The 24530-nt window shown below is 72.7% G+C and carries 21 protein-coding genes; 16 read left to right on the forward strand and 5 right to left on the reverse strand.

The genetic code is table 11. From position 1 onward, the window contains the following. The first annotated feature begins 313 nt into the window (after positions 1-313). From OG393_RS16755 to OG393_RS16790, 8 genes are all read left to right on the forward strand, one after another. On the forward strand, positions 314-832 hold the full coding sequence (locus tag OG393_RS16755) for a DUF2617 family protein (RefSeq protein WP_327375455.1): 519 nt from the start codon (positions 314-316) through the stop codon (positions 830-832). A gap of 75 nt (positions 833-907) precedes the next feature. Then, entirely contained in the window at positions 908-2557 is a 1650-nt protein-coding gene (locus OG393_RS16760) for a polyamine aminopropyltransferase (protein WP_327375456.1), read from the forward strand. Between the two features lie 229 nt (positions 2558-2786). After that, positions 2787-3635, forward strand: coding sequence for an SRPBCC domain-containing protein (locus OG393_RS16765; RefSeq protein WP_327375457.1), 849 nt, complete (start codon positions 2787-2789; stop codon positions 3633-3635). A gap of 76 nt (positions 3636-3711) precedes the next feature. After that, positions 3712-4503, forward strand: a complete 792-nt coding sequence (locus OG393_RS16770; protein ID WP_327375458.1) for an aldose epimerase family protein — start codon at positions 3712-3714, stop codon at positions 4501-4503. Positions 4504-4569: 66 nt separating this feature from the next. After that, positions 4570-5109, forward strand: a complete 540-nt coding sequence (pyrE, locus tag OG393_RS16775) for an orotate phosphoribosyltransferase (protein ID WP_327375459.1) — start codon at positions 4570-4572, stop codon at positions 5107-5109. A gap of 231 nt (positions 5110-5340) precedes the next feature. Then, positions 5341-6363, forward strand: a complete 1023-nt coding sequence (gene fbaA, locus OG393_RS16780) for a class II fructose-bisphosphate aldolase (RefSeq protein WP_327375460.1) — start codon at positions 5341-5343, stop codon at positions 6361-6363. 80 nt (positions 6364-6443) lie between these two features. Beyond that, positions 6444-7616 (forward strand): MalY/PatB family protein, encoded by a 1173-nt coding sequence (locus OG393_RS16785; RefSeq protein ID WP_327375461.1) that lies wholly within the window; start codon positions 6444-6446, stop codon positions 7614-7616. A 121-nt stretch (positions 7617-7737) separates the two neighbouring features. Further along, positions 7738-9198, forward strand: coding sequence for an MFS transporter (locus OG393_RS16790; protein WP_327375462.1), 1461 nt, complete (start codon positions 7738-7740; stop codon positions 9196-9198). 87 nt (positions 9199-9285) lie between these two features. On the opposite strand, the gene OG393_RS16795 is transcribed toward OG393_RS16790, so the two are convergent. Beyond that, a complete protein-coding gene (locus OG393_RS16795) occupies positions 9286-9705 on the reverse strand; it encodes a DUF3151 domain-containing protein (RefSeq protein WP_327375463.1) in 420 nt (139 codons plus the stop codon). Between the two features lie 316 nt (positions 9706-10021). Between OG393_RS16795 and OG393_RS16800 the strand changes: the two genes are divergently transcribed. The 6 genes from OG393_RS16800 (at position 10022) to OG393_RS16825 (ending at position 16445) form a co-directional block, all read left to right on the forward strand. Next, a complete protein-coding gene (locus tag OG393_RS16800; RefSeq protein WP_327375464.1) occupies positions 10022-10870 on the forward strand; it encodes a tryptophan 2,3-dioxygenase family protein in 849 nt (282 codons plus the stop codon). Continuing rightward, positions 10863-12089: a kynureninase gene (kynU, locus tag OG393_RS16805; protein WP_327375465.1), complete on the forward strand. Its 1227-nt coding sequence runs from the start codon at positions 10863-10865 to the stop codon at positions 12087-12089. The genes OG393_RS16800 and kynU overlap by 8 nt, the downstream gene beginning before the upstream one ends. A gap of 98 nt (positions 12090-12187) precedes the next feature. Next, on the forward strand, positions 12188-13057 hold the full coding sequence (locus OG393_RS16810) for an alpha/beta hydrolase family protein (protein WP_327375466.1): 870 nt from the start codon (positions 12188-12190) through the stop codon (positions 13055-13057). A 152-nt stretch (positions 13058-13209) separates the two neighbouring features. Beyond that, positions 13210-14559 carry a sensor histidine kinase gene (locus OG393_RS16815; protein ID WP_442817319.1) on the forward strand — a complete coding sequence of 450 codons (1350 nt, stop codon included), beginning with the start codon at positions 13210-13212 and terminating at the stop codon, positions 14557-14559. Further along, a complete protein-coding gene (locus OG393_RS16820) occupies positions 14556-15218 on the forward strand; it encodes a response regulator transcription factor (protein ID WP_327375468.1) in 663 nt (220 codons plus the stop codon). Before OG393_RS16815 ends, OG393_RS16820 begins: the two co-directional genes overlap by 4 nt. A 9-nt stretch (positions 15219-15227) precedes the next feature. After that, a complete protein-coding gene (locus OG393_RS16825; RefSeq protein WP_327375469.1) occupies positions 15228-16445 on the forward strand; it encodes a cytochrome P450 in 1218 nt (405 codons plus the stop codon). Positions 16446-16642: 197 nt separating this feature from the next. Here the strand turns inward: OG393_RS16825 and OG393_RS16830 are convergent, their stop codons facing one another. Then, entirely contained in the window at positions 16643-18223 is a 1581-nt protein-coding gene (locus OG393_RS16830) for an ABC transporter permease (protein ID WP_327375470.1), read from the reverse strand. After that, entirely contained in the window at positions 18220-19125 is a 906-nt protein-coding gene (locus tag OG393_RS16835) for an ABC transporter ATP-binding protein (RefSeq protein ID WP_327375471.1), read from the reverse strand. The genes OG393_RS16830 and OG393_RS16835 overlap by 4 nt, the downstream gene beginning before the upstream one ends. Before the next feature lie 63 nt (positions 19126-19188). On the opposite strand from OG393_RS16835, the gene OG393_RS16840 reads away from it, so the two are divergent. Continuing rightward, the gene (locus OG393_RS16840; protein ID WP_327375472.1) at positions 19189-19668 is read left to right on the forward strand and encodes a GbsR/MarR family transcriptional regulator; all 480 of its coding nucleotides are present in this window, start codon (positions 19189-19191) and stop codon (positions 19666-19668) included. A 129-nt stretch (positions 19669-19797) separates the two neighbouring features. Here the strand turns inward: OG393_RS16840 and OG393_RS16845 are convergent, their stop codons facing one another. Beyond that, on the reverse strand, positions 19798-20616 hold the full coding sequence (locus OG393_RS16845; RefSeq protein WP_327375473.1) for a diacylglycerol kinase: 819 nt from the start codon (positions 20614-20616) through the stop codon (positions 19798-19800). Between the two features lie 143 nt (positions 20617-20759). On the opposite strand from OG393_RS16845, the gene OG393_RS16850 reads away from it, so the two are divergent. After that, positions 20760-22043 carry an adenylosuccinate synthase gene (locus tag OG393_RS16850; RefSeq protein WP_327375474.1) on the forward strand — a complete coding sequence of 428 codons (1284 nt, stop codon included), beginning with the start codon at positions 20760-20762 and terminating at the stop codon, positions 22041-22043. Between the two features lie 179 nt (positions 22044-22222). Here the strand turns inward: OG393_RS16850 and OG393_RS16855 are convergent, their stop codons facing one another. Continuing rightward, positions 22223-24070, reverse strand: a complete 1848-nt coding sequence (locus OG393_RS16855; RefSeq protein ID WP_442817422.1) for a serine/threonine-protein kinase — start codon at positions 24068-24070, stop codon at positions 22223-22225. Positions 24071-24530 lie beyond the last annotated feature (460 nt).

Raw genomic sequence — 24530 nt, forward strand, 5'->3', positions numbered from 1 at the left:
CTGACCCGGGGGGTCCGTCCTCGCCGCTCCCGGTTGTCCGGTCGGTCCTTGACCGGCCGGACACCTTCGTGTCGGAGGCCCGCGGTGGATTCCGATTGGACAAGTGAACGTTGGGGTCCCCGAGGGGGATGGAAACCCCGTCAAGTTGGGTAAAAGCGCTGCGAGTCGCTCGAAGTCCATGATTCCCTCGCTGTTGAGAACATCCAGCCCTCGGACCGTGTGTGGACCCGAGCCGGCGATCCCCCACTCCCGTTGAACCCTTCTCCGGGGCGCCCCCGGCCCACCCGTCAAACCGTGTTTGCGGAGCCGACCCATGCTCACGACCCTGAAGACCTCCTATACCGACACGCGTGCGGCCGATCTGGCCTGGGCCCTGGGGCGCGAGCCGCTGCCCGCCCTCGCCGTGCTCGACCTCGACCTCGCCGGCGCCAAGCTCCAGTTGCGTCTGCTCGGCGCCTCCCACCAGGTGCTGCTGGAGGAGGAGGGCCGCAACTGCTCGGAGACCGTCGCCTGCATGCCGGGCAGCAGTACACCGCTGCCGCTGGGCGTCTCCAAGCGGATCGGCGGCTGGGAGTACGCGTTCGCGGCGCGCGTCGAGACGCTGTCCGACGGCTCCTTCGCGGGCCGCGCCCAGGAACTGCTCGCCCTGGTCGCCGACCACCCCCACGGGCTCGCCGGGACCTTCCCCGGCTCCCCTTACGCCTTCACGGCGATGCTGGCGCAGCACCACGAGGGCCAGGTGCGCTGGCGTACCTGGCACGCGTACCCGCAGGAGGGGCAGTTGGTGGTCACTCGCACGCGGATCGGCGCGCGTATGCCCGCCACGCTGTAGTGCGCCGTCCAGGAGCCGCAGGTGCACTCGTGTGGGTGACAGGCGGCGAAACAGGTGTGACGTAGCGTTACGAACATGATCGATTCGCCCGTGACCACTCCACCCGAGCGGGTGAACCGGCCGCTCGCGCGGCCGAGCGCGGTGCGGTATCCGGTCCTCGCCGTGGTCTTCGTCTGCGCCGCCTGCGGCCTCGTCTACGAACTGGAACTGGTGGCGCTCGCCTCGTACCTGATCGGTGACTCGGTCACCCAGGCATCCGTCGTGCTCTCCGTGATGGTCTTCGCGATGGGAGTCGGCTCGCTGCTCGCCAAGCGGCTGCGCTGCCGGGCGGCGGTCGCCTTCGGCCTGCTCGAAGCGGGACTCGCGCTGATCGGGGGCTGCTCCGCGCTGGTGCTGTACGCCTCGTTCGCCTGGCTCGGCGAGTCCCGGTACGTCCTGGTGGCGTTCTCGCTCGCCATCGGTGTGCTCATCGGGGCCGAGATCCCGCTGCTCATGTCGCTCATCCAGCGTGCGGAGTCGGCGCGTTCGCCCGGCATCCGGCAGCGGGACGACCCGGCCGGGACGGTCGCCGACCTCTTCGCCGCCGACTACGTCGGCGCGCTCGTCGGCGGCCTCGCGTTCCCGTTCCTGCTGCTGCCCTGGCTCGGCCAGCTCACCGGCGCGCTCGTGACCGGCGCCGTGAACGCGCTGGCGGGCGGCGGACTCGTGCTCTGGCTGTTCCGGCGGGATCTGGCCGTCCGGTCCCGGGCGCTGCTGATCGGTGTGAACGTGACCGTGCTGGCCGTGCTCGCCACCGCCACCGTCCTCGTCGACGACTTCGAACACGCGGCGCGGCGCGCGGTGTACGGCGACAGTGTCCGGATCGCCGTCCACACCCGCCAACAGGAGGTCGTGGTGACCGGCGAGCGGGGTGCGCCTCCCGCCCTGTTCCTCGACGGGCGCCTGCGGGTGGCCGGTCAGGACGAGTACCGCTACCACGAGGCGCTGGTGCACCCCGCGATGCGAGGGCCCCATGCGCGGGTGCTGATCGTCGGCGGCGGGGACGGCCTCGCGGCGCGTGAAGTGCTGCGCTACCCGGACGTCGCGCAGGTCACCGTCGTCGAGCTGGACCCCGGGGTCGTCCGCCTCGCCCGGACCGACCCCGAACTCGCCGCGCTCAACCGGCAGGCATTCCGGGACCCGCGTGTGCGGGTCGCCTACGCCGACGCGTTCCGCTGGCTCCGGGGGACGGGTGCGAGCCGCCGCTTCGACGTGGTGATCTCCGACCTGCCCGATCCGGGCATCACCGCGAGCACCAAGCTGTACTCGGCGGAGTTCTACGGCCTGCTGGCCCGGTCCCTCGCGAACGACGGGCGGCTCGTGGTCCACGCCGGTTCGGCCTCGGCTCGCCCCCACACGTACTGGACGGTGGACGCCACGCTCCGGGCGGCCGGCTTCGCCACCCGGCCGTACGACGCGCGGGGGCGAGCCGCCGGCTTCGCCGCCGGACCCGACCGGGTCGAACGGGCGACCGGCACTGAGCGGGGCCCGCGGGACTGGGGATTCCTGCTGGCCGCCCTGGGGGCGAGCCCGCCCGCGCTGGGCCTGGCGGCGGACGCGCCCGCGCTGAGGTCGCTCACCGAGAGCGGCCTGGTGCTCGGCGCGTGGAACGCGGAGGCGACCCGGGACGTGGACGGCTCCGCACCGCAGCCCTCGACTCTGGTGCACCCGCGGTACAACGGCTGAGAGCCCGTCGGGTGGCCTTCGGCCCGGCCAGAGGCCACCCGAGAGGCTCTGAGACGCACCCCGGAGCGGGCAAGGGCCCGTGAGGTGGCGGCGCGCGCGGCGGAGGGGGAGAGGAAAGGCACCGGGCGTGGCCCGGAGCGCGGAACGAGGCGGGAGCGGGGACCGGCGGGGCGGGCCGGGGCGCACAAACAGGCGACGAGGGCGCCGGGGCTGAGTAGGCTCGTTTCCCATGGAGCATGAGGTGTTCGTTCCGGTTCCGGCCGAGGTCCTGCGCGCGACGCTCACGGACCCCGCACGGGTGGCGCGCTGCGTTCCCGGCCTCCAGCAGGACGCCGACGCGGAGGCGGGCCCGCTCTCGGGCCGGCTGCGGGTCCGGGTCGGTGGCAACACCATCACCTACCGCGGTGCCCTGCGGCTGGCGGAGCGGGACGGCACCTATCTGGCGGAAGGCGAGGGAATCGAAGCCCGCGGCAAGGGTTCGGCCACGCTGGCGCTGACGCTCGTGCTCACCCCGGTGGCCGACGGCACGAATCTCGCCTTCAGCGCCACGCTCACCGCCGGCGGACGGCTGGCGGACCTGTCGGAGGAGTCGGCGGCCTCGGCAGGCCGTCGCCTGCTCGACCGCTTCGCCGCGTCCCTGGCGACCGCCGCCGCGCGGACGACCACGGACGGGGCCACCACCGCGCCGGACGAGAACGCGGCCGGGGACGCCGGCCCGGGCGGAGGGACGGACAGCGACGCCCACGGGGCCGGGGCCGGGGAAACCGCCCGCCCGTCCGTCTTCGACACGCCGGTCCCTCCGCCCTCGCTCGACCCGCGACCGGACGAGGAGTTCGGCGAGAAGCCGGTGGAGTTCCCCGCCGAGACTCCGGCGGTCGAGGCCGCACACGCCCGGCGGACGATGATCGGCCGCAGTGCGGAGGAGGTCGACCACGCCCCGCCACGCGGCCGGTACGCCCCCGTTCCCGCTCCGGACTCGGGCGGTTCGGGCGCCACGCTGCGCTGGATCGCCCCGGCCGCGGCGCTCGCGCTCGCCTCGGCGGTCGTCCTGGGCCGGGCGCTGCGCCGCCGGCGTTGACACCGGCGTTCCGGGACGGCTTCGCCCGGGACGGGGAGCGGGCTCCGGAACGCGGGAGAGCCCTTAGGGTCGAGGGGTGAGCGAGCAGAAGCGACTGACGGCGGACGACGCCGAGTTGACCATCGACCCCGACAACGGCTGCCGGATCGAGAGCCTGCGCATCGGAGGCCACGAGTTGCTACGCCAGGGCGAGGGGTACGGCAGCTTCCCCATGGTTCCCTGGTGCGGGCGTATGGCGAACGGGCGTTTCCGGAACGGTGCGACCAGCCATCAACTGCCGCTCGACGCCGGGCCGCACGCCATCCACGGCACCGGACGGAACGCCACCTGGAAGACCGTCCGGACCGGTGAGCGCGAGGCGGCCTTCACCTACGACCTCGCCGAGCCCTGGCCCTACCCCGGGCGGGTCACCCAGCTCTTCGAGCTGAGCGAGGACGCGCTCACCCTCACCCTCGGCGTGGAGGCGGCGGACGACTCCTTCCCGGCCCAGGCCGGCTGGCACCCCTGGTTCCGACGGAACCTCGGCGACGGCGGGCAGGACCTCCGGCTCGACTTCACCGCCGACTGGCAGGAGGAACGCGGCACCGACCACCTCCCCACCGGCCGCCGGATCGGCCCCACCCCGGGGCCGTGGGACGACTGCTTCGGCATGACGGGCGGCGTCGACATCACCCTGACCTGGCCGGAGCGGCTGGCGTTGAGGATGACCAGCCGCGCCGAGTGGGTCGTGATCTACGACGAGCAGGCGGAGGCGGTGTGCGTGGAACCGCAGTCCGGACCGCCGAACGGTCTCGACACCCGCCCGCGCCTGGTGACCCCGATCGATCCACTGGAGATCACGACCACCTGGACCTGGCGGCGGCTATGAGAGCCTGTCGGCCGAAGGCCACCCGGCAGGCTCTGAGCGGACGACGACGGCTTTAAGCTGCTGAGCATGACTGACGTACGCGCTGAGCTGCTCCAGCAGATCAAGGACAAGGCCGTGGTGCACGGCAAGGTGACCCTCTCCTCGGGTCGGGAGGCCGACTACTACATCGACCTGCGCCGGATCACGCTGGACGGCGAGGCCGCGCCGCTCGTCGGCCGGGTCATGCTGGATCTGACCGCCGATCTGGACTTCGACTGCGTCGGCGGCCTCACCCTCGGCGCCGACCCGGTCGCGACGTCGATGCTGCACGCCTCCGCCGCGCGGGGGCAGCGTCTGGACGCCTTCGTCGTGCGCAAGGCGCAGAAGGCCCACGGCATGCAGCGTCGCATCGAGGGCACGGACGTCAAGGGCAGGCGGTGCCTGGTCGTCGAGGACACCTCCACGACCGGCGGCTCGCCGCTGACCGCCGTCGAGGCGGTCCGCGAGGCGGGCGGCGAGGTCGTCGCCGTCGCCACGATCGTGGACCGTGGCGCGGCCGAGGCGATCGCCGGGGCCGGTCTTGCCTACCTGACCGGCTACGAGCTGACGGACCTCGGTCTCGGCTGAGAGTCTGTCGGATGGCCTCTGACCGACGCGAAGTCGTGACGTAGCGCCCGGACGACCGGTGGAACCGGTCTGACCTGCGGCTTTCTTCAGGGGTGGAGTGTTTCACGTGAAACGCTCCACCCCTTCGTCCTGGTGTCCCCGGGAGAGTCTGGAAAGATGGGCCCCGACGATGACGTCGCCCCAGGTCAGGGTCAAGCAACGCACATACCGCACATCACAAGGAGCGGACGAATGCCCATCGCAACCCCCGAGGTCTACAACGAGATGCTCGACCGGGCGAAGGCAGGCAAGTTCGCCTACCCGGCCATCAACGTGACGTCTTCCCAGACGCTGCACGCTGCGCTGCGCGGCTTCGCCGAGGCCGAGAGCGACGGCATCATCCAGATCTCGACCGGTGGAGCCGAGTTCCTGGGCGGCCAGTACAACAAGGACATGGTCACGGGTGCCGTCGCCCTGGCCGAGTTCGCGCACATCGTCGCCGCGAAGTACGACATCACGGTGGCTCTGCACACCGACCACTGCCCGAAGGACAAGCTGGACGGCTACGTGCGTCCGCTGCTCGACATCTCCGCCGAGCGCGTCAAGGCCGGTCGCCACCCGCTGTTCCAGTCCCACATGTGGGACGGTTCCGCCGAGACCCTCGCCGACAACCTGGCCATCGGCCAGGAGCTGCTCGCCAAGGCCGTCGCCGCGAACATCATCCTCGAGGTCGAGATCACCCCGACCGGTGGCGAGGAGGACGGCGTCACCCACGAGATCAACGACGAGCTCTACACCTCGGTCGACGACGCGATCCGTACCGCCGAGGCCCTCGGCCTGGGCGAGAAGGGCCGCTACCTGCTGGCCGCCTCCTTCGGCAACGTGCACGGCGTCTACAAGCCGGGCAACGTCGTGCTCCGCCCGGAGCTGCTCAAGGACCTCCAGGCGGGCGTCGCCGAGAAGTTCGGCAAGGCCGCCCCGTTCGACTTCGTCTTCCACGGCGGCTCCGGCTCCACGGCCGAGGAGATCGCCACCGCGCTGGACAACGGCGTCGTGAAGATGAACCTGGACACCGACACCCAGTACGCCTTCACGCGTCCGGTCGCCGACCACATGTTCCGCAACTACGACGGCGTCCTGAAGGTCGACGGCGAGGTCGGCACGAAGTCGACCTACGACCCGCGTACCTGGGGCAAGCTGGCCGAGGCGGGAATGGCCCGCCGTGTGACCGAGGCGTGCGCCGCGTTGCGCTCGACCGGCACGAAGATCAAGTAGTCCGATACCCGACCGCTTGACCGGGGTCCGGCACGACCGCATCGGCGGATGTGCCGGGCCCCGTGAGTGAAGGGCCCCGCGTGACGACGAACGCGTACGACTTCGACCGGGTGATCGACCGGCACGGCACCTGGTCGGTCCAGTGGGACGGCATAGCGGACCGGTTCGGCACCGGGGACCTGCTCCCGTTCACCATCTCCGACATGGATTTCGCCTCCCCTCCGGAGGTCCTGGCGGCGCTGCGCGAGCGCGTGGACCACGGGGTGTTCGGGTACACCGACTGGCGGCTCGGCGGCTTCCGGGAGGCGGTCCGGCACTGGTACGCGACCCGGTACGCCACCGCACTCGACATCGAGACGCTGGTCTACGCCCCCTCGGTGCTGAGCCAGCTCTCGCAACTACTCCAGACGTGGACGGGGCCCGGCGACGGGGTGGTCGTGCACACCCCCACGTACGACGGCTTCCGCAAGGCGGTCACCGGCCTGGGCCGTGAGCTGCGCGGCGTCCCGATCGGGGACACCGAAGCGCTGGAGGCCGAGCTTTCGCGGCCGGACGCGCGGATGCTGCTGCTCTGTTCGCCCCACAACCCGACGGGCCGGGTGTGGCGGGAGCACGAGCTGGCGGAGTTCGCCCGGCTCGCCGAGCGTCACGGAGTCGCGGTGGTCAGCGACGAGATCCACGCCGACATGATCGCGGCGGGTCACCGGCATCTGCCCTGGACCCGGTTCGCCAACGGTGCGCACGACGGACGGTGGGCGGTGATCACCTCGGGCACGAAGTCCTTCAACTTCCCGGCGCTGAGCGGCTCCTACGGGATCATCGGTGACCCCGGCGAGCGTGAGGCGTTCATCCGGCGCATGGAGACCGGCGAGGGGCTCGCCTCGCCGGCCGTGCTCTCGCTGACCGCCCACATCGCCGCGTACCGGCGGGGCGGGGCCTGGCTGGACGCGCTGCGGTCCTACGTGGCGGGCACGATGCGGCTGCTCGCGGAGCGGGTCCGGGAGGGACTGCCGGGGGTGGAGTGGACGCCACCGGAGGCGGGGTACCTGGCCTGGATCGACCTGCGTCCGCTCGGCGTCGACGAGAACGCGCTCCAGCGGGAACTGGTGGAGACCGAGAAGGTCGCGATCATGCCGGGCGGGGTGTACGGGCAGCCGGGGTTCGTCCGGTTGAACGTCGGCTGCCCGCGGGCGAAGGCGGAACGGGGAGTGGACGCGCTGGTACGGGCGGCGGCGAGACTACGGACCCGCTGAGAACACCGGAGCACCGGCCGGGCCCCGCCCGGCCGCGCGCCACGGGGGCGGAGAAGCTCCGGAGGGGCCGAGATCCCCGGTCGGCAGGCGCGGCCTCGCCGTTCGCGGGACCATGCAAAGCATGGACATCAGGCTCGGCACGGGGACGGGACGGTGGATCGTCTTCACCACCGTGCTCGGGTCCGGGATGGCGCTGCTCGACTCCACCGTCGTCAACGTCGCCCTTCCGCACATCGGCGAGGACCTCGGCGCCGACCTGGCGGACCTCCAGTGGACCGTCAACGCGTACATGCTCACCCTGGCCGGCCTGATCCTGCTCGGCGGGGCGCTGGGTGACCGCTACGGGCGGCGGAAGGTGTTCGTCGTCGGGGTGGTGTGGTTCGCGTTGGCCTCGCTGCTGTGCGGCCTCGCACCGAACGCCGGTGTCCTGATCGCGGCCAGGGCCCTCCAGGGCGTGGGTGGCGCGCTGCTCACCCCGGGTTCGCTGGCGCTCATCCAGGCGTGCTTCCATCCGGACGACCGGGCCCGCGCCGTCGGACTGTGGTCCGGCTTCGGCGGAGTCGGGGCGGCGATCGGGCCCTTCGTCGGCGGCTGGCTGGTCGACGGGCCGGGCTGGCGCTGGGTGTTCCTGCTGAACGTGCCGCTGGCCGCGCTGTGCGTGCCGGTCGCGCTGCGGCACGTCCCCGAGTCACGGGACGAGAGCGCCCATGACCGCTTCGACGTGCGGGGAGCCTTCCTCGGCGCCACCGCTCTGGCGCTCGTCACCTACGCGCTGATCGGCGCGGCCTGGTGGGCGGGGGCCGTGGGGGTCGCGGCCGGAGCCGCCTTCGTGTCCGTGGAGCGCCGACGCGGCGAGGAGGCCATGGTGCCGCCGTCGATCTTCGCGTCCCGGCAGTTCACCGCGGTCAATCTGGTGACGCTCTGCGTGTACGCGGCCTTCGGCGGCTTCTTCTTCCTCGCCGTCCTCCAGCTCCAGGTGGTGTCCGGATACTCGGCGCTCGGTGCCGGGGCCGCCCTGCTGCCGACGACGCTGCTGATGCTGCTGCTGTCGGCCAGATCGGGCGAGCTGGGGGAGAGGATCGGGCCGCGGATTCCGTTGACGGTGGGGCCGCTGCTGTGCGCCGTCGGGATGCTGCTGATGCTGCGGGTGGGGGAGGACGCCTCGTACGTCTCGGACGTGCTGCCGGCACTCCTGGTGCTCGGCCTCGGGATGACCACGCTGGTGGCGCCGCTGACGGCGACGGTGCTCGCGTCGGTCCGGGTGACCCGGGCGGGGCTGGCGAGCGGAATCAACAACGCGGCCGCGCGCGCGGCGGGACTGGTCGCGGTGGCGGCGCTGCCGCTGCTGGCCGGGATGGGGCCGGAGGCGTACCGCTCGGCCTCCGAGTTCGGGGCGACGTTCCGGCGCGCGATGCCGATGTGCGCGGGGGTGCTGGTGCTCGGAGCGGTGCTGGCCTGGACGCTGGTCCGGCTGCCCACGCCGATCGAGGAGGCACGCTGTCACCCGGAGTGCAGGACGCACTGCGGCGTCACATCACCGCCGCTGGACCCGGGCGAGGGAAAGGCCGCACCCGGAGCCTGACCCCGCGCGAGGAGCGGCCGGGCCTGGCCCGGCGGTGCCTCCACTGCTGAGCAGCGGAGGCACGGCTGATTCCGGCCGCGTCGAGCGCTACCGCTTCAGCGCGGCGTACGCCTCCGTGCTGCTGTCCTGGAGGAACTGCCAGCACCGTTCCGTCTCGTCCTTCTCGTTGATGTCGCCGGCGGCACGCGCCAGGGCGGCGAGGCAGCGCAGGAAGCCGCGATTGGCCTGGTGGCTCCAAGGGACGGGGCCGTGCCCCTTCCACCCGGCCCGCCGCAGCTGGTCGAGTCCGCGGTGGTAGCCGGTGCGGGCGTAGGCGTACGACTCGACCACGCGCCCCGCCTCGTAGGCGTCGTCGGCGAGCTGCGCCCACGCAAGGGAGAACGTGGGGTGCTTCGCCGCGACTTCGGCCGGCGCGAGGGACTCCTCGCCGAGCAGGCGGTACGCCTCTTCGTTCTCGGGCAGGTAGGTCGGCTCCGGGCCGCCGAGCAGGTTCTTGTGCGTCGTCATGGAATCAGTCTGCCAGTTGTCCGTGGGCCCTCACCCCGGAAGCCGTCGCCGTGCGGTCCGGACCGGAGCCGGGCGACGCGGGGCGGTGGGCTGCCGATCCCGTCCTCGGCCCTCGCTTCCGCCGCCCTGGTCGGACGAGCGCCTGTCGGGCTGCGCGAACAGTGGCAGAAGACGGGGGCTCCATACCGGGCTCGATCGTGTCATGATGCGCGTGGGACCGCGCGCGACGCCGTACACGGCCCCGAGGGGACCGGGGCTCCACTGCCGAACGGAAGGAGCGGACCGCTACCCGGTAGCACGTATCGAGGAGACAGCGATGTCCACCTTCCCCGATGCCTCCGGAGCCGGTTCGGTCGATGACCCGAACCTCGACTTCGCGGGCACGACGCCGTACGAGGACTACGTCCAGGCGGACGTTCTCACCCACCTCCAGCACCTGCGCTCCGACGACCCCGGCGAGATGGTCTTCCTGGTCACCACCCAGGTCATGGAGCTGTGGTTCACCGTCATCGTCCACGAGTGGGAGACCGCGAGCCGCGCGCTGCGCGAGGACCGCGTCCCCGTGGCGAGGGACGCGCTCAAGCGGTCCGTGCGCGAGCTGGAGGCCCTGAACCACTCCTGGCGCCCGCTCGCCCAGCTGACCCCGGCGCAGTTCAACGCCTACCGGGCCGCCCTCGGCGAAGGCTCCGGCTTCCAGTCGGCGATGTACCGGCGGATGGAGTTCCTGCTCGGCGAGAAGTCCGCGTCGATGCTGGTCCCGCACCGCGGCGCGCCCCGGGTCCACGCCGAGCTGGAGAAGGCGCTCCAGGAGCCCAGCCTGTACGACGAGGTGCTCCGGCTGCTGCACCGGCGCGGTCTGCCCGTCCCCGCGTCCGTCCTCGGCCGCGACCTGGCGCAGAAGTACGAGCCGTCGCCCGAGGTCGAGCGGATCTGGACCGGGATCTACGCCGACGCCGACCAGAACGGCGAACTCGTCCGGCTGGGCGAGGCGCTCAGCGACGTCGCCGAGCTGGTCTGGCGCTGGCGCAACGACCACCTGGTCGCCACCCGCCGGGCCATGGGCTCCAAGACGGGCACCGGCGGCTCGGCGGGTGTGGCCTGGCTGGAGAAGCGGGCGCAGAAGAACGTCTTCCCCGAGCTGTGGACGGCGCGCAGCCATGTCTGAGGCCCTGCGCGAGGACGCGCTCACGAGGGACGAGAAGGACCCGCTGGGCCCGCTGCGCGAGCGGTTCGCCCTGGACGAGACGGTCTATCTCGACGGCAACTCGCTCGGTGCGCTGCCGGCGCACCTGCCCGACCGGATGGCCGACGTCATCACCCGCGAGTGGGGTCGGCTGCGCATCCGTTCCTGGGACGAGAGCGGCTGGTGGACCGCGCCCGAGCGGATCGGCGACCGGGTGGCACCGCTCGTGGGCGCCGCCCCCGGCCGGATCGTGGTCGGCGACTCGACCAGCGTGAACGTCTTCAAGGCCGTGGTGGCCGCCGCCCGGCTCGCCGGTGGCGGACGGGACGAGATCCTCGTCGACGCGACGACCTTCCCCACGGACGGCTACATCGCCGTGTCCGCCGCACGGATGACCGGACACCGGATCGTGCCCGTCGCACCGTCCGAGGTCCCGGACGCCGTCGGCCCCCGTACGGCCGCCGCGCTGATCAACCACGTCGACTACCGGACCGGGCGCCTCCACGACCTGCCCGGTATCACGGCCGCGGTGCGCGCCGCCGGTGCGCTCGCGGTGTGGGACCTGTGCCACAGCGCGGGCGCGCTGCCGGTCGGTCTCGACGAGCACGGGGTCGATCTGGCCGTCGGCTGCACCTACAAGTACCTGAACGGCGGACCGGGTTCGCCCGCGTACCTGTACGTCGCCGAACGTCATCAGGCCGCCTTCGACTCACCGCTGCCCGGCTGGAACTCGCATGCCGACCCCTTCGGTATGACGCCCGGCTACGCGGCCGCCGACGGCGCGCGGCGCGGCCGGGTCGGCACCCCCGACATTCTCTCCATGCTGGCGCTGGAATCGGCGCTCGACGTGTGGGACGGGGTTTCCGTCGAGGACGTCAGGGCCAAGTCCCTGGCCCTGACGGACTTCTTCCTGGAGTGCGTCCGGGCGTACGCGCCGCCCGGGCGGGTCGAGTCGCTGACACCGGAGGCACACGCCGAACGCGGCAGCCAGGTGGCGCTGCGCTGCGCCGAGGCCCCCGCCGTCATGGCGGAGACGATCCGGCGCGGAGTGGTCGGCGACCTGCGTCGTCCGGACGTCCTGCGGTTCGGCTTCACCCCGCTCTACGTGGGCTTCGCCGACGCGGAACGGGCCGCGAGGGTACTGGCCGAGGTACTCGTGGAGATCCCGGCGGGCCCGGCCGAAGCGGTTCCCGGCCACTGAGCACGGATCGATGATCACCTGATCTGCGGGCGCTCCACTCCTGGTACGGTCCCCGCAGGTCAGGTCGATTCGGCCTGTATCGGAGAGGTTGGAACAGTATGCCGGACCCCGCCGCGCGCGACGCAGCAGAAGAGGCATCCGCCTTCTCGCACCCGGCCGTCGCCCCGGACGCGTCCGCCGCGTACGGCGAACACCCCGATCAGGTCGTCGACTTCTACGCCCCGCGAGACGGCCGGCGGCACGCTCCGCTCGTCGTCGCGCTGCACGGCGGCGCCTGGCGGGCGCCGTACGACCGACAGCACCTGACTCCTTTCGTGGACTTCCTCGCCCGCCGGGGCTTCGCGGTGGCCAGCCTCGAGTACCGGCGGGGCGGCTCCCTCCCCCGGCAGGGCGCCACCGGCCCGATCGCCGGGCGCTGGCCCGAGACCCTCGACGACGTGGCCGCCGCGCTGGACGCCCTTCCGGAACTGGCCGTGGCGCACCTGCCACTGGCCGACCCGCGCCGGATCGTGCTCACCGGCCACTCGGCGGGCGGGCACCTGGCGCTGTGGGCCGCCGCACGCCACGTCCTTCCGCCGGACTCGCCCTGGCGGCTGGCCGCCCCGCCGCCACTGCGCGGCGTGGTGGCACTGGCCCCGATCGCGCACTTCGATCGGGCCGTGGAACTCGGGGTGTGCGGCGGCGCGGTCACCGAGTTCCTCGGCGGCGAAGGAGAATTCGACGTCCGTGCCCGTCACGTGGACCCGGCGCTGCTGCTGCCGACCGGCATCGCGACCGCGGTCGTGCAGGGCCGCGAGGACGTCGTCGTCCCGCAGGCCGTCGCACACGCCTACGTGCGGGCGGCGGCCAGAGCGGGGGAGGAGGTCGGCTTCACCCTCCTCGACGACGTGGGCCACTTCCCGCTGATCGACCCGTCGGCCGACGCGTGCGCGGTGGTGGCGGAGGAGATCGCCCAACTGGCCTGGTGACCGCGGCCGACGCGTCACCGGGCCCGGCGGACCGGCCGCCGCAGGGTCCGGCCGGCGCCGCGCGCTCCGCCGGCGCCTCTCCGTCACCGTGCCGCGCCCGCCCCCTGATCAGCGAGGTAGTACCTGGGACGGACGCGGAAGGATCCCCCGTCATGGGGACGACCGGTCCGCCCCGCCCCCGTACCGTGGCGTACGTGACCCAGACCTCCGAGCAGGGCCTCAGCCCCGAACTCCGCCTGGCCCAGGGCGCGCTCTCCGGGCTGCGCCAGGACCTCTTCCACGACGCGTTCGCCTACCGGCCGCTGCCCGCGATGGCGACCGACGGGCCGTTCACCCGCCGCCTGCCGCGGCGGATGCGGGACCGTCTCGGCTGGACCCCGCACGTGGTGGTCGCGGCCTGCGCCTTCCTCGTCTTCCTGATCGGCGCAGCGGAGGCGGAGGGCGCCGCTCCTCCGGTCCTGGCGCTCTACTCGTCCGGGCCCGCGCTGATCGTGCTGCTCACCCTCGTGCGCCCGGTGCTCGCCTTCTGGGCCTCACTGGCCTCCACCCCCTTCCTCGGTATCCTCGGCGATCTCGGCGGCGGACTGCTCTGGGCGCCGAACTCCTTCGCCGCGCACCTCGTCGTCCTGACCGTGGTCGCCGCCCGGACCCGGCCCCGCGCCGCCTTTTGGATGTGGTTGCTGACCGGCGGCTACGCGGTTCTCACCGGGGTCTTCCTCCAGTCCGGGGGCCGCGGCGACGCGGCCCCGCTGCTGTTCTGCGCCGCGCTCTCGCTGCTCGTGGTGACCGTCCTCCAGGTCCGCCGCCAGGCCGCGCGGGAGGTCACGGCCCAGCAGTCGGTGACCGCCGTCGAGCGTTCCCGCCGTACCCTGCTCGAGGAACGGACCACCATCGCCCGCGAACTCCACGATGTCGTCGCCCACCACATGTCGGTGGTCGCCATCCAGGCGGAGGCCGCTCCCTACCGGGTCGAGAACCCGCCGCCGGAGCTGGAGCAGGCATTCGTCACCATCCGCGAGAACGCGGTGGCGGCCCTGACCGAGCTGCGGCGCGTGCTCGGCGTCGTGCGGGCGGAGGGCTACGAGGCTCCCGACGCCCCCCAGCCCACCCTCGCCGACCTGGACGGGCTGGTGGCCAACGTCCGGGAGGCCGGGCTCGACGTGGCGAAGACGGTGACCGGCGCGGTGCGCGAACTGCCGCAGGGCGTCGAGCTCTCCGCGTACCGGATCGTCCAGGAGGCGTTGAGCAACGTGCTGCGGCACGCGCCCGGCGCGGAGGCGAAGGTCGAGGTCGGCCACGTGCTGGGTGGGCTGGGCCTGCGGGTCGTCAACGGTCCGGCGCGCGGGCTGGTGAAGCCTTCCCCCGGCGCGGGCCACGGGATCACCGGCATGCGGGAACGGGTGGGCATGCTGAACGGAGAGATGACCGCCGAGGAGACCGGGGACGGTGGCTACGCGGTGACGGTGTTCATCCCGGTGGCGCGGACGGAGTCGGCGGAATGACCGTGAGGGTACTCATCGTCGACGACCAGATGATGGTCCGTGAGGGCTTCTCGGTCCTGCTCGGCGCGATGCCGGACATCGAGGTCGTCGGCGAGGCGGTCAACGGGCGCGAGGCGATCGCGCAGGTCGCGGCGTTGCGTCCGGACGTGGTCCTGATGGACATCCGGATGCCCGAAGTGAACGGCATCGAGGCCACGCGGGAGATCGTCGCGGCGGACGCCGACGCCAAGGTGCTGGTCCTGACGACCTTCGACCTCGACGAGTACGTCTACCAGGCGCTGCGCGCCGGGGCTTCCGGATTCCTGTTGAAGGACGCCTCCGCACGCCAGCTGGCCGAGGGAGTCCGGGTGGTGGCGGCCGGCGAGGCGTTGCTGGCGCCGACCGTGACCAAGCGGCTGATCACCGAGTTCGCCAGGGCGGCGGAGACGCCGCGCGAGCCCACCGCGGCACAGGTCGGCGACCTGACCGAGCGGGAGACGGAGGTGCTCGTGCTGATCGCCCAGGGGCTGTCCAACGCGGAGATCGCCGACCGGCTGGTGGTGGCCGAGTCGACGATCAAGACGCACGTGAGCCGGGTCCTGGTGAAGCTGGGCCTGCGGGACCGGACGCAGGCGGCGGTCTTCGCGTACGAGGCGGGGCTGGTCCGGGTGGGCGGGTAGCGTCCGCTCATGAACGCCGCACCCGAGAACCTCTTCGCCCCCGAGTCCCCGGACTTCGTCGCCGACCCCTACCCCGCGTACGCCGCGCTGCGCGCCGGGGGCCGCGCGCACTGGTACGCGCCGACCCGGCAATGGCTGATCCCGCACTACGAGGACGTGTCCGCGCTGCTGCGCGACCGGCGGCTCGGCCGCACCTATCTGCATCGCTTCACCCACGAGGAGTTCGGCCGCCAGGCGCCTCCGGCGGCGCACGAGCCCTTCCACACCCTGAACGACCACGGCTTGCTCGACCTGGAGGCGCCGGACCACACGCGGATCCGGCGGCTCGTCTCGAAGGCGTTCACCCCGCGGACCGTGGAGCGGCTGGTGCCGACGGTGCGCGGCCTGGCCGCGGGCCTGGTCGACGGCTTGGTGGAGCGGGGCGGTGGCGATCTCCTCGCGGAGGTGGCGGAGCCCCTGCCGGTCGCGGTGATCGCGGAGATGCTGGGCGTCCCGGAGGAGGACGAGGAGCGGGGGCGCCTGCGACCCTGGTCGGCGGACATCTGCGGGATGTTCGAGCTGAACCCGTCGAAGGAGACGGCCCGCCGCGCGGTGAACGCCTCGATCGAGTTCTCCGGGTACCTGCGCGAGCTGATCGAGCGGCGTCGCGCGAAGCCGGGCGATGACCTGATCTCCGCCCTGGTCGGGGTGGCGGAACTCACCGAGCAGGAGATGATCTCCACCTGTGTGCTGCTGCTCAACGCGGGCCACGAGGCGACGGTCAACACCACGGCCAACGGCTGGTGGACGCTGCTGCGACACCCGGAGCAGCTGGCACGGCTGCGCGCGGAGCCGGAGCGACTGCTGCCCACGGCCGTGGAGGAGGTCCTCCGGTACGACACTCCGCTCCAGATGTTCGAGCGCTGGGTCCTCGACGACATCGAGGTCGGCGGCCAGGTCATCCCGAGGGGCTCCGAGGTCGCTCTCCTCTTCGGCTCGGCCAACCGCGACCCGGCCCGCTTCGGTCCGGCCGCCGACGTCCTGGACCTGGCCCGCGCCGACAACCCGCACATCACCTTCGGTGCCGGTATCCACTACTGCCTGGGAGCTCCGCTGGCACGGCTGGAACTGACGGCCGTCTTCGCTGAACTCCTGCGCAAGGCGCCGCGGCTGCGGCTCGCCGCGGAGCCGCGCTGGAAGCCGGGATACGTCATTCGGGGCGTCGAGGAACTGCGGGTCGCGCTGTAGCGGCGACGGCGGGGCGGCGACGGAGCACCCGCTGCTCGTCCTCTCCTCCCGCCCAGCCGCGGCCGTGGCCGTGAGGGGTGCTCGCGCCGAGGTCCCGGCCGAGGGCGACACCCACCTCGGCCGGGACGAACATCGCTGTGCGGGACCGCGGGTGACCTGACGGGGAGCCTTCCGGGTCCGGGTCTTCCGGGCCCGGGTCAGCCGGACAGGTCCCGGCGGCGCAGGCTCGCGAGACCCGCCGCCGTCAGCGCCGCCGCGAGGACGGTGAGGACCAGGAGGGGGGCCCAGTCCGTCTCCGGGCCCGGCAGCTTCGGCAGGTGACCGAAGGGCGACAGTTCCAGCACGCTCCGGGGCAGGTCCAGGGCCGGTCCGACCCAGCCCAGCAGCAGCGCCAGTCCGGCCGCTCCCCAGGCCGCGCCCGCCGCCTTCGGGGCGGCGCCCCACAGCAGGACCGCAAGGCCCGCGAGGGTCCAGACCGCCGGGAGCTGGGCGAGCGACGCGCCCAGGACCGGGCCGAGGTCCCTCCCGTAGGAGAGGCGGAGGCCGACTCCGGCGAGCAGCATGATCCAGACCGACCCGCCGAAGGCGATCACCAGGTGTCCGGCGGCCCACCGCAGTCGCCCCACCGCGTTGGCGAGAACCGGTTCGCCCCGCCCGGAGGTCTCCTCCGCGTGCAGGCGCAGGACCGAGCCCACCGCGTACAGCGCCGCGATCATTCCGAAGAGTCCGACGATCGTGGCCAGGAACGCGTCCGTCAGCGCACTCTGCCCGCCCATCCGTTCGAATATCTCCCGGGCCCGTTCGTTGTCCCCGACGAGGTCGGCGGCACCCTCCGCCATCCCGCCGAAGACGAGCCCGCCGACCAGGAACCCGAGGGACCAGCCGAGGACGGAGCCGCGCTGGAGCCGCCAGGCCAGTGCGCCCGCGGTACCGAGCCGTCCCACCGCCGGGCCCGGCCGGGCCGGCAGGAAGCTCATGCCGAGGTCGCGCCGCTCGGCCAGCCCGTACGCCAGGGCCGCCTGGACGACCGTGGCGCCGCCGGCCAGCGCGAGGACCCACCAGCGTTCCCCGGCGAAGGCGCGGACGTTCTCGCTCCAGCCGACCGGGGACAGCCAGGTCAGCAGGGACCCGCCGTCGGCCGTGCCTGTGTCCCCCGCCGCCCGCAGGACGAAGGCGAGCCCCAGGACGGCCGCCGTGGCGCCCTTGGCGAGCCGGGCGCTCTCGGTCAGCTGGGCGACGATCGCCGCCGTGGTGGCGAAGAGCATGCCGGTCGCGCCGACCGCGAGGCCGAGCGCGAGTGCCCCGCCCGCGCCCTGGCCGGCCAGGGCGGCGGTGATGAGAAGCGCGACGGCCGTGTTGGCGGCCAGCGCTGCCAGCAGCGCCGCGGTCAGCGGGGCCCGCCGCCCCACCATCCCCGCGGAGAGCATTTCCTGGCGGCCCGTCTCCTCCTCCTCCCGGGTGTGCCGGATGACGATGACCAGGCTCATCACGGCGGCGAGTACGGCGGCGAGGGTGCTGAACCGCCAGGCGACGAGCCCGCCGACGGAGTCGTCGAAGACCGGTCCGTAGAGCGAGCGCATCGAACGGTTGGCGTTCATCGACGCGGCCAGTTCGGAGCGCTGGGCCGCGCTGCCGTAGAGGCCCTCCAGCGAACTCGCCCCGGCGGCCACCAGACCGCCGACCACGAGGACCCACAGCGGCGTGGTCAACCGGTCCCGGCGCAGGGCGAGCCGGGCCAGGGTGCCGGTACCGGTGAGCGGGACCGTGAAGGCGCTCATCGCGCGCTCACCGCGGTGGCGTCGTCGGCGTAGTGCCGGAGGAAGAGTTCCTCCAGGGTGGGCGGGGTGCTGGTGAGTGACCGCACCCCGGTCTCGGTCAGGGAACGCAGTACGGCGTCCAGCTTGTCGGTGTCGACCCGGAGCCGGACCCGGTGCCCGCGGACGTCGAGGTCGTGGACGCCGGGCAGGTGGGCGAGTCCGTCGGGTGTTCCGGCGAGTTCGGCCGTGACGCTCGTCCGGGTCAGATGGCGCAGATCCGCCAGGGAGCCGCTCTCCACCGTACGTCCTCCGCGGATGATGCTGACCCGGTCGCAGAGGCTCTCGACCTCGCTGAGGAGGTGCGACGACAGCAGCACGGTCCGTCCCCGGTCGCGTTCCTCGGCGACGCAGCGCTGGAAGACCTCCTCCATCAGCGGGTCGAGGCCGCTGGTGGGCTCGTCGAGGACCAGCAGGTCGACGTCGGAGGCGAACGCGGCGACCAGGGCGACCTTCTGGCGGTTTCCCTTGGAGTACGTCCGGCCCTTCTTCGTCGGGTCGAGCTCGAACCGTTCGGTCAGTTCGGCCCGACGGGCCTTGTCCAGCCCGCCGCGCAGCCTGCCGTGCAGATCGATGACCTCGCCGCCGGAGAGGTTGCGCCAGAGCGTCACGTCACCGGGGACGTAGGCGATGCGGCGGTGCAGCGCGACGGCGTCGCGCCAGGGGTCCCGGCCGAGGACCCGGCAGCTGCCCGAGTCAGCGCGCAGCAGGCCCAGGAGGACACGCAGCGCGGTGGACTTCCCGGCGCCGTTGGGCCCGAGGAATCCGTGGACCTCGCCCGTCTCGACGGCGAGGTCGAGGCCGTCCAGCGCGTGGGTCCGGCCGAACGACTTGTGTAGTCCGGCCACGGTGATTGCCTTCGTCATGACTCCGAACGTACGCTAATTTCAGAAACTTGTGAAGATGAGGAAGCGCATAAAGTAGGTGCCATGACGACGACCAACGACGAGGCGGTCTCCCGCTTCGTGGAGCGCTTCGCCGCCGAACTGACCGAAGCCGGCATGCAACGGATGGCCGCGCGGGTCTTCGCGGCGCTCCTCGCCTCCGAATCGGCCTCCCTGACGTCGGCTCAGCTCGCCGAGCAGCTCCGGATCAGCCCGGCTGCCGTCTCCGGCGCCATCCGCTACCTCTCCCAGGTCAGCATGGTCAGCCGGGAGCGCGACCCGGGGACCCGGCGCGAGCGCTACGTCCTGCACAACGAGCTCTGGTACGAGACCTTCACACGGCGGGACCAGGTCCTGACCCGCTGGGAGAAGGTGCTGCGCGACGGCGCCGAGACGCTCGGACCGGACACGGCGGCGGGCGCCCGGACCGCCGAGACGGCGGAGTTCTTCGCCTTCCTGCAGGAGGAGATGCTCGGGATGATGGACCGCTGGCGCGCCCGGCGGGAGGGACGCGCCACCTCGTAGGGGGCGGCGCCCGCCCCACCGGCGGTTGCCCGGTGCCGCGGGGCCGTGTGGGGAGGGCCCCTCACCGCGGCGGCCCGGAAGCCGGCGGAGCCCGCCGCCCGTCCCCGCCGTCGTCCCCCGCGGCGGTCCTCAGCGGTGCGTCTCCGGGGCCCTCGGCAGGGTCAGCCCCCATGCCTGCGGTCGTACCGTCCATGTCCGGCGCCGCACCGGGCCCGACACCACGCTGTCCGCGCGGTAGCGGAAGTCCGGGCCCGAGACCGTGAGGACGCCCGCGGTCGTCTGGAGGGGCGGGGCGGCCGGGGGGTGGACCGTGACCTCGGCCGCGCCGGCCAGCGAGCGGACCGTCACACCCTCCACCGGCTCGTTCACATCGCTGAGCAGGACGCCGTCCGCCTCCACCCGCAGCCGGTGGGTGCGGACCGCGACCTGCCCCGGGGCCGGCCGGACGAGCGTACGGACCAGGGAACGGCAGGTGTCCCAGACCGAGGGCGGCACGGGGGAGGCCGCCGTGGCCCGCGTCGCCGGGATGCTCAGATCGCCCAGGACGACCCCGTCACTGTCGTCGACGAGCAGATCGAGGCGGCGGACGGTGCCGTCGAGCACCGCGCGGGCCGCCGACACCGCGTTCTGTGGCACGCCGAGCGCCCGCGTCACCCCGAGAGAACCCGGCGGACCGACCGGTACCAGCGAGAGCGCGCCCCCGGAGAGCTCACGCTCCCGGTGCAGCAGCGTCACCGTGCGTAGCAGTGCACGGTCGTCGCCTATCACCACGGGGCGGCGCGCCCCTCGCCTGGCCAGCGCCCGGGAGAACTCCTCCGGGCTGCTCGGGAGGCAGATCTTCGCCTCTGCTCCCGCACACAACACATCTTTCGCGATCCGTACGGACTCGCCGTCATTCCGGCGGGCGACCGGGTCGATGACCACCAGCAGCTGGTCGTGAGCCGACACCTCGGTCCTTCCTCGGGTAGCATCTTTGTGCAAGAGCCCCTTGCGCTATTGCGCCAGGGGCTTCGTCTATTCCGGGGCACACCGGTGAGGCGGCTTCGGCCCCCTGACCTTGGACATGCCCCGCCCGGAAGGGGTGTACGCCTGTGCCCGCACTTGTGCTGCTCGGTGCTCAGTGGGGTGACGAGGGCAAGGGAAAGGCCACCGACCTCCTCGGTGGATCCGTTGATTATGTGGTGCGATACCAGGGTGGCAACAACGCCGGCCACACGGTCGTCGTCGGCGACCAGAAGTACGCACTGCACCTTCTCCCTTCCGGAATCCTCTCCCCGGGGTGTACCCCGGTGATCGGAAACGGTGTCGTCGTCGACCCGGCGGTCCTGCTCTCCGAGCTGAGCGGGCTGAACGAGCGTGGCGTGGACACGTCCAAGCTCCTTATCAGCGGTAACGCGCATCTCATCACGCCGTACAACGTGACGCTCGACAAGGTGACGGAACGCTTCCTCGGGAAGCGCAAGATCGGCACCACCGGCCGGGGCATCGGCCCGACCTACGCGGACAAGATCAACCGCGTCGGCATCCGGGTCCAGGACCTCTACGACGAGTCGATCCTCTCCCAGAAGGTCGAGGCGGCGCTGGAGGGCAAGAACCAACTCCTCGCCAAGCTCTACAACCGCCGCGCCATCGAAGCCGCGCAGATCGTCGAGGAGATGCTCCAGTACGCGGAGCAGATCAAGCCCTTCGTGGCCGACACCACCCTCATCCTCAACCAGGCGCTGGACGAGGACAAGGTCGTGCTCTTCGAGGGCGGCCAGGGCACCCTGCTCGACGTCGACCACGGCACCTACCCCTTCGTCACCTCCTCGAACCCGACCGCGGGCGGCGCCTGCACCGGTGCCGGCGTGGGCCCGACGAAGATCAGCCGGGTCATCGGCATCCTCAAGGCGTACACGACCCGCGTCGGCGCCGGCCCGTTCCCGACGGAGCTGTTCGACGAGGACGGCGAGGCGCTGCGCCGCATCGGCGGCGAGCGTGGCGTCACCACCGGCCGCGACCGCCGCTGCGGATGGTTCGACGCGGTCATCGCCCGCTACGCGACCCGCGTCAACGGCCTGACCGACTTCTTCCTCACCAAGCTCGACGTGCTCACCGGCTGGGAACAGATCCCGGTCTGCGTCGCCTACGAGATCGACGGCAAGCGCGTCGAGGAGCTGCCCTACTCGCAGACCGACTTCCACCACGCGAAGCCCGTCTACGAGATGCTGCCGGGCTGGTCCGAGGACATCACCAAGGCGAAGACCTTCGCCGACCTGCCGAAGAACGCGCAGGCGTACGTGAAGGCCCTGGAGGAGATGTCGGGCGCCCCGATCTCCGCGATCGGTGTCGGCCCCGGCCGGACCGAGACCATCGAGATCAACTCCTTCCTGTAGGCGGTACGCGACCTCGTACGCCGTGCCGAAGGCACGGCACACGGGACCGCGCCGCACACGCGCCGAGGCCCGCCCCGGATCACGGGGCGGGCCTCGGCGCGTCCCGCGGCCGCCGGCAGGGAGCGGCCGGAGCCGCCCCGCCCCGGCGGTGGGGCCCGCCCGGCGGTGGTCCGGCGCCGCTACGAGCGGTGGAACGGGGCGGCGTCGCTGTCGGTCATCGGTGACATCAGCAGCCGCTCCTCGCCCTGCGAGCGGTCGAGCCTCAGGTACTGGGACGGGGCCTCGCCGCACTCGGGGTCCCAGTCGTCGGAGTCGCGGGTCTGCGGGCCGGTGACCAGCAGACCACCCGCGCCGCCGAGGAGCGCGGTGGTGGTGCACGTGACCGTGTCGGGCGTGAGACCACCCTGGTCGTCGAGGCGGGGAAAACTGTGGCGGACGCGGACCAGGGGGGCGCCGACCGGGCCCTGGGAGACGGTCACCTCGTCCCCGTAGCGGTCCGCGTTGTCGCCGTAGACCAGCGGATCCTGACGGGACTTCCAGACGCCCAGGAAACCGGCCGGGACGATGTCGGCGCCCGAGCGCACCCGGCGGAACGTGGCCCGCGCGGCACCCGAGGTCCACACCAGGACGTCGGGCGAGCGCAGTGTCAGGCTCTGGTGGGCCGCCGGGGTGCAGCGTCGCGCCGGCACGCCGGTGGTCACGTCGGACTCCCCGAGGATCAACGCGTCCTCGTCGGCGGAGACCAGCCGTGAGTGGCCCATGCACAGCCGCTCCTCGGTGACCTGGACGTAGCCGACGTTCTTCGCACCCACCGCCCCCTGGGCGATGTCGAAGCGGGCGGTCTCCCGGGGATGTTCGGCGGAGCCGCGCACCACGCCCTCCCAGGAACCGAGGAACGCGGGCGGCACGATGCCCCCCGGGTGGGCGGAGAGGCCGCCGCCGCGGTCACGGTTCTTCAGCTCGCCGGTCCCGGCCGAGGGGTCCGGCCGGAAGGCGTAGGCGAGTCCCGCGGCGACGGCGAGCACGACGGCGGTGGCGACCAGCCCGGTCCGGCGCCACCGTCCGGACGGCCTCGCGGAAGGAACGGGGGTGGTGTCGCACGCGCTCCCGCCTCCGGTCGCCCCGGACGCCACCGCCCGCGCCTGCGCCTCCAGGACCTCCGCGGCGTGCGCCTCCAGGAGGGCGAGCAGGTCCGCCGGGAGCCACGGGCCGGCGAGCTCGACGGTCTCGGCCAGCTCGGTGGCCGTGGGCCGGTCGGCCGGGTTCTTGGCGAGGCAGGCCCGCACCAGCCCGACCAGCTCGGGTGCGAGGCCGGTCAGGTCGGGCTCGTCATGGGCGATGCGGAACATGGTGGCGTGGACGCCGCTGTCCGCCGTACCGAACGGCGAACGGCCGGTCGCCGCGTAGGCGAGGACCGAGCCGAGGCAGAAGAGGTCGGAGGCCGGTGTCAGTCTCTCACCGCGCACCTGCTCGGGAGACATGAAACCAGGGGAGCCGACCACGGCCCCGGTACGGGTCAGGCCCCCGTCGGTGACCGTGTCGACGGCGCGGGCGATCCCGAAGTCGATGATCCGCGGTCCGTCGACGGTGAGCAGGACGTTGGAGGGTTTCAGATCGCGGTGGACCAGACCGGCCGCGTGGATATGGGTGAGCGCCCGGCCCAGCCCGGCTGCCACCCCCCGTACGGTCGAGGGCGGCAGCGGCCCGTGGTCCGCGGCCACCACGGCGCGCAGCGACGGCCCGGGGACGTAGCCGATCGCGACCCAGGGCGAGACGGCGGCGGTGTCGGAGGCGAGCACCGGGGCGGTACCCGCGCCGCCGACCCGTTCCAGGGCGGCGACCTCACGGGTGAAGCGGCGCCGGAACTCGTCCTGCGCGGCGAGTTCCGCGTGCACCACTTTGACGGCGACGGTCCGTCCGTCCGCCGAACGCGCCAGGAACACCCGGCCCATCCCGCCGACACCCAGCCGGCCGAGCAGGCGGAACGGGCCGATACCGACCGGATCTTCCGCGTTCAATGGCTCCACGGGAACAGAGGATGCCAGACCGCCGCGTACCGGCTCACCCCCACGCGCACGGTCCGTCCTCATCCTTCCCCGCAGGCCCTCAGGCCCTGAGGGCCTGCGGGGAAGATGCCCGTGGGCGCGGATCTCGTCCTGGCCGGCGCCCCGGACGAGATAGCCGAGGAAGCCGACGGTGAGCGAGTCGGCGGCCGGTCGGCCCCAGGTGTAGGCGTACTCGATCTCCCGGTACGGGTAGGGAGACCGGCCGATCTCCTCGATGTCCGGCGTCCGGCCGTCGTTCTCGATCCGGAGCGGTACGAGGGTGGACCCGTCGGCGCTGCCGACCTCGCCGGCCCGCACGGTGAGGTCCCCGGCGTTCTCGTCCCGTTCCCGCAGGGGGGGTGTTGAGCTGCACGCGGTAGCCGAGTCGACGGCCGTGCTGCGTGAGGCGTTCGTAGACCACGACCCCGGCCGACACGAGCAC

Origin of the sequence: Streptomyces sp. NBC_01216 (assembly GCF_035994945.1) — a bacterium.
Classification (GTDB): Bacteria; Actinomycetota; Actinomycetes; order Streptomycetales; family Streptomycetaceae; genus Streptomyces.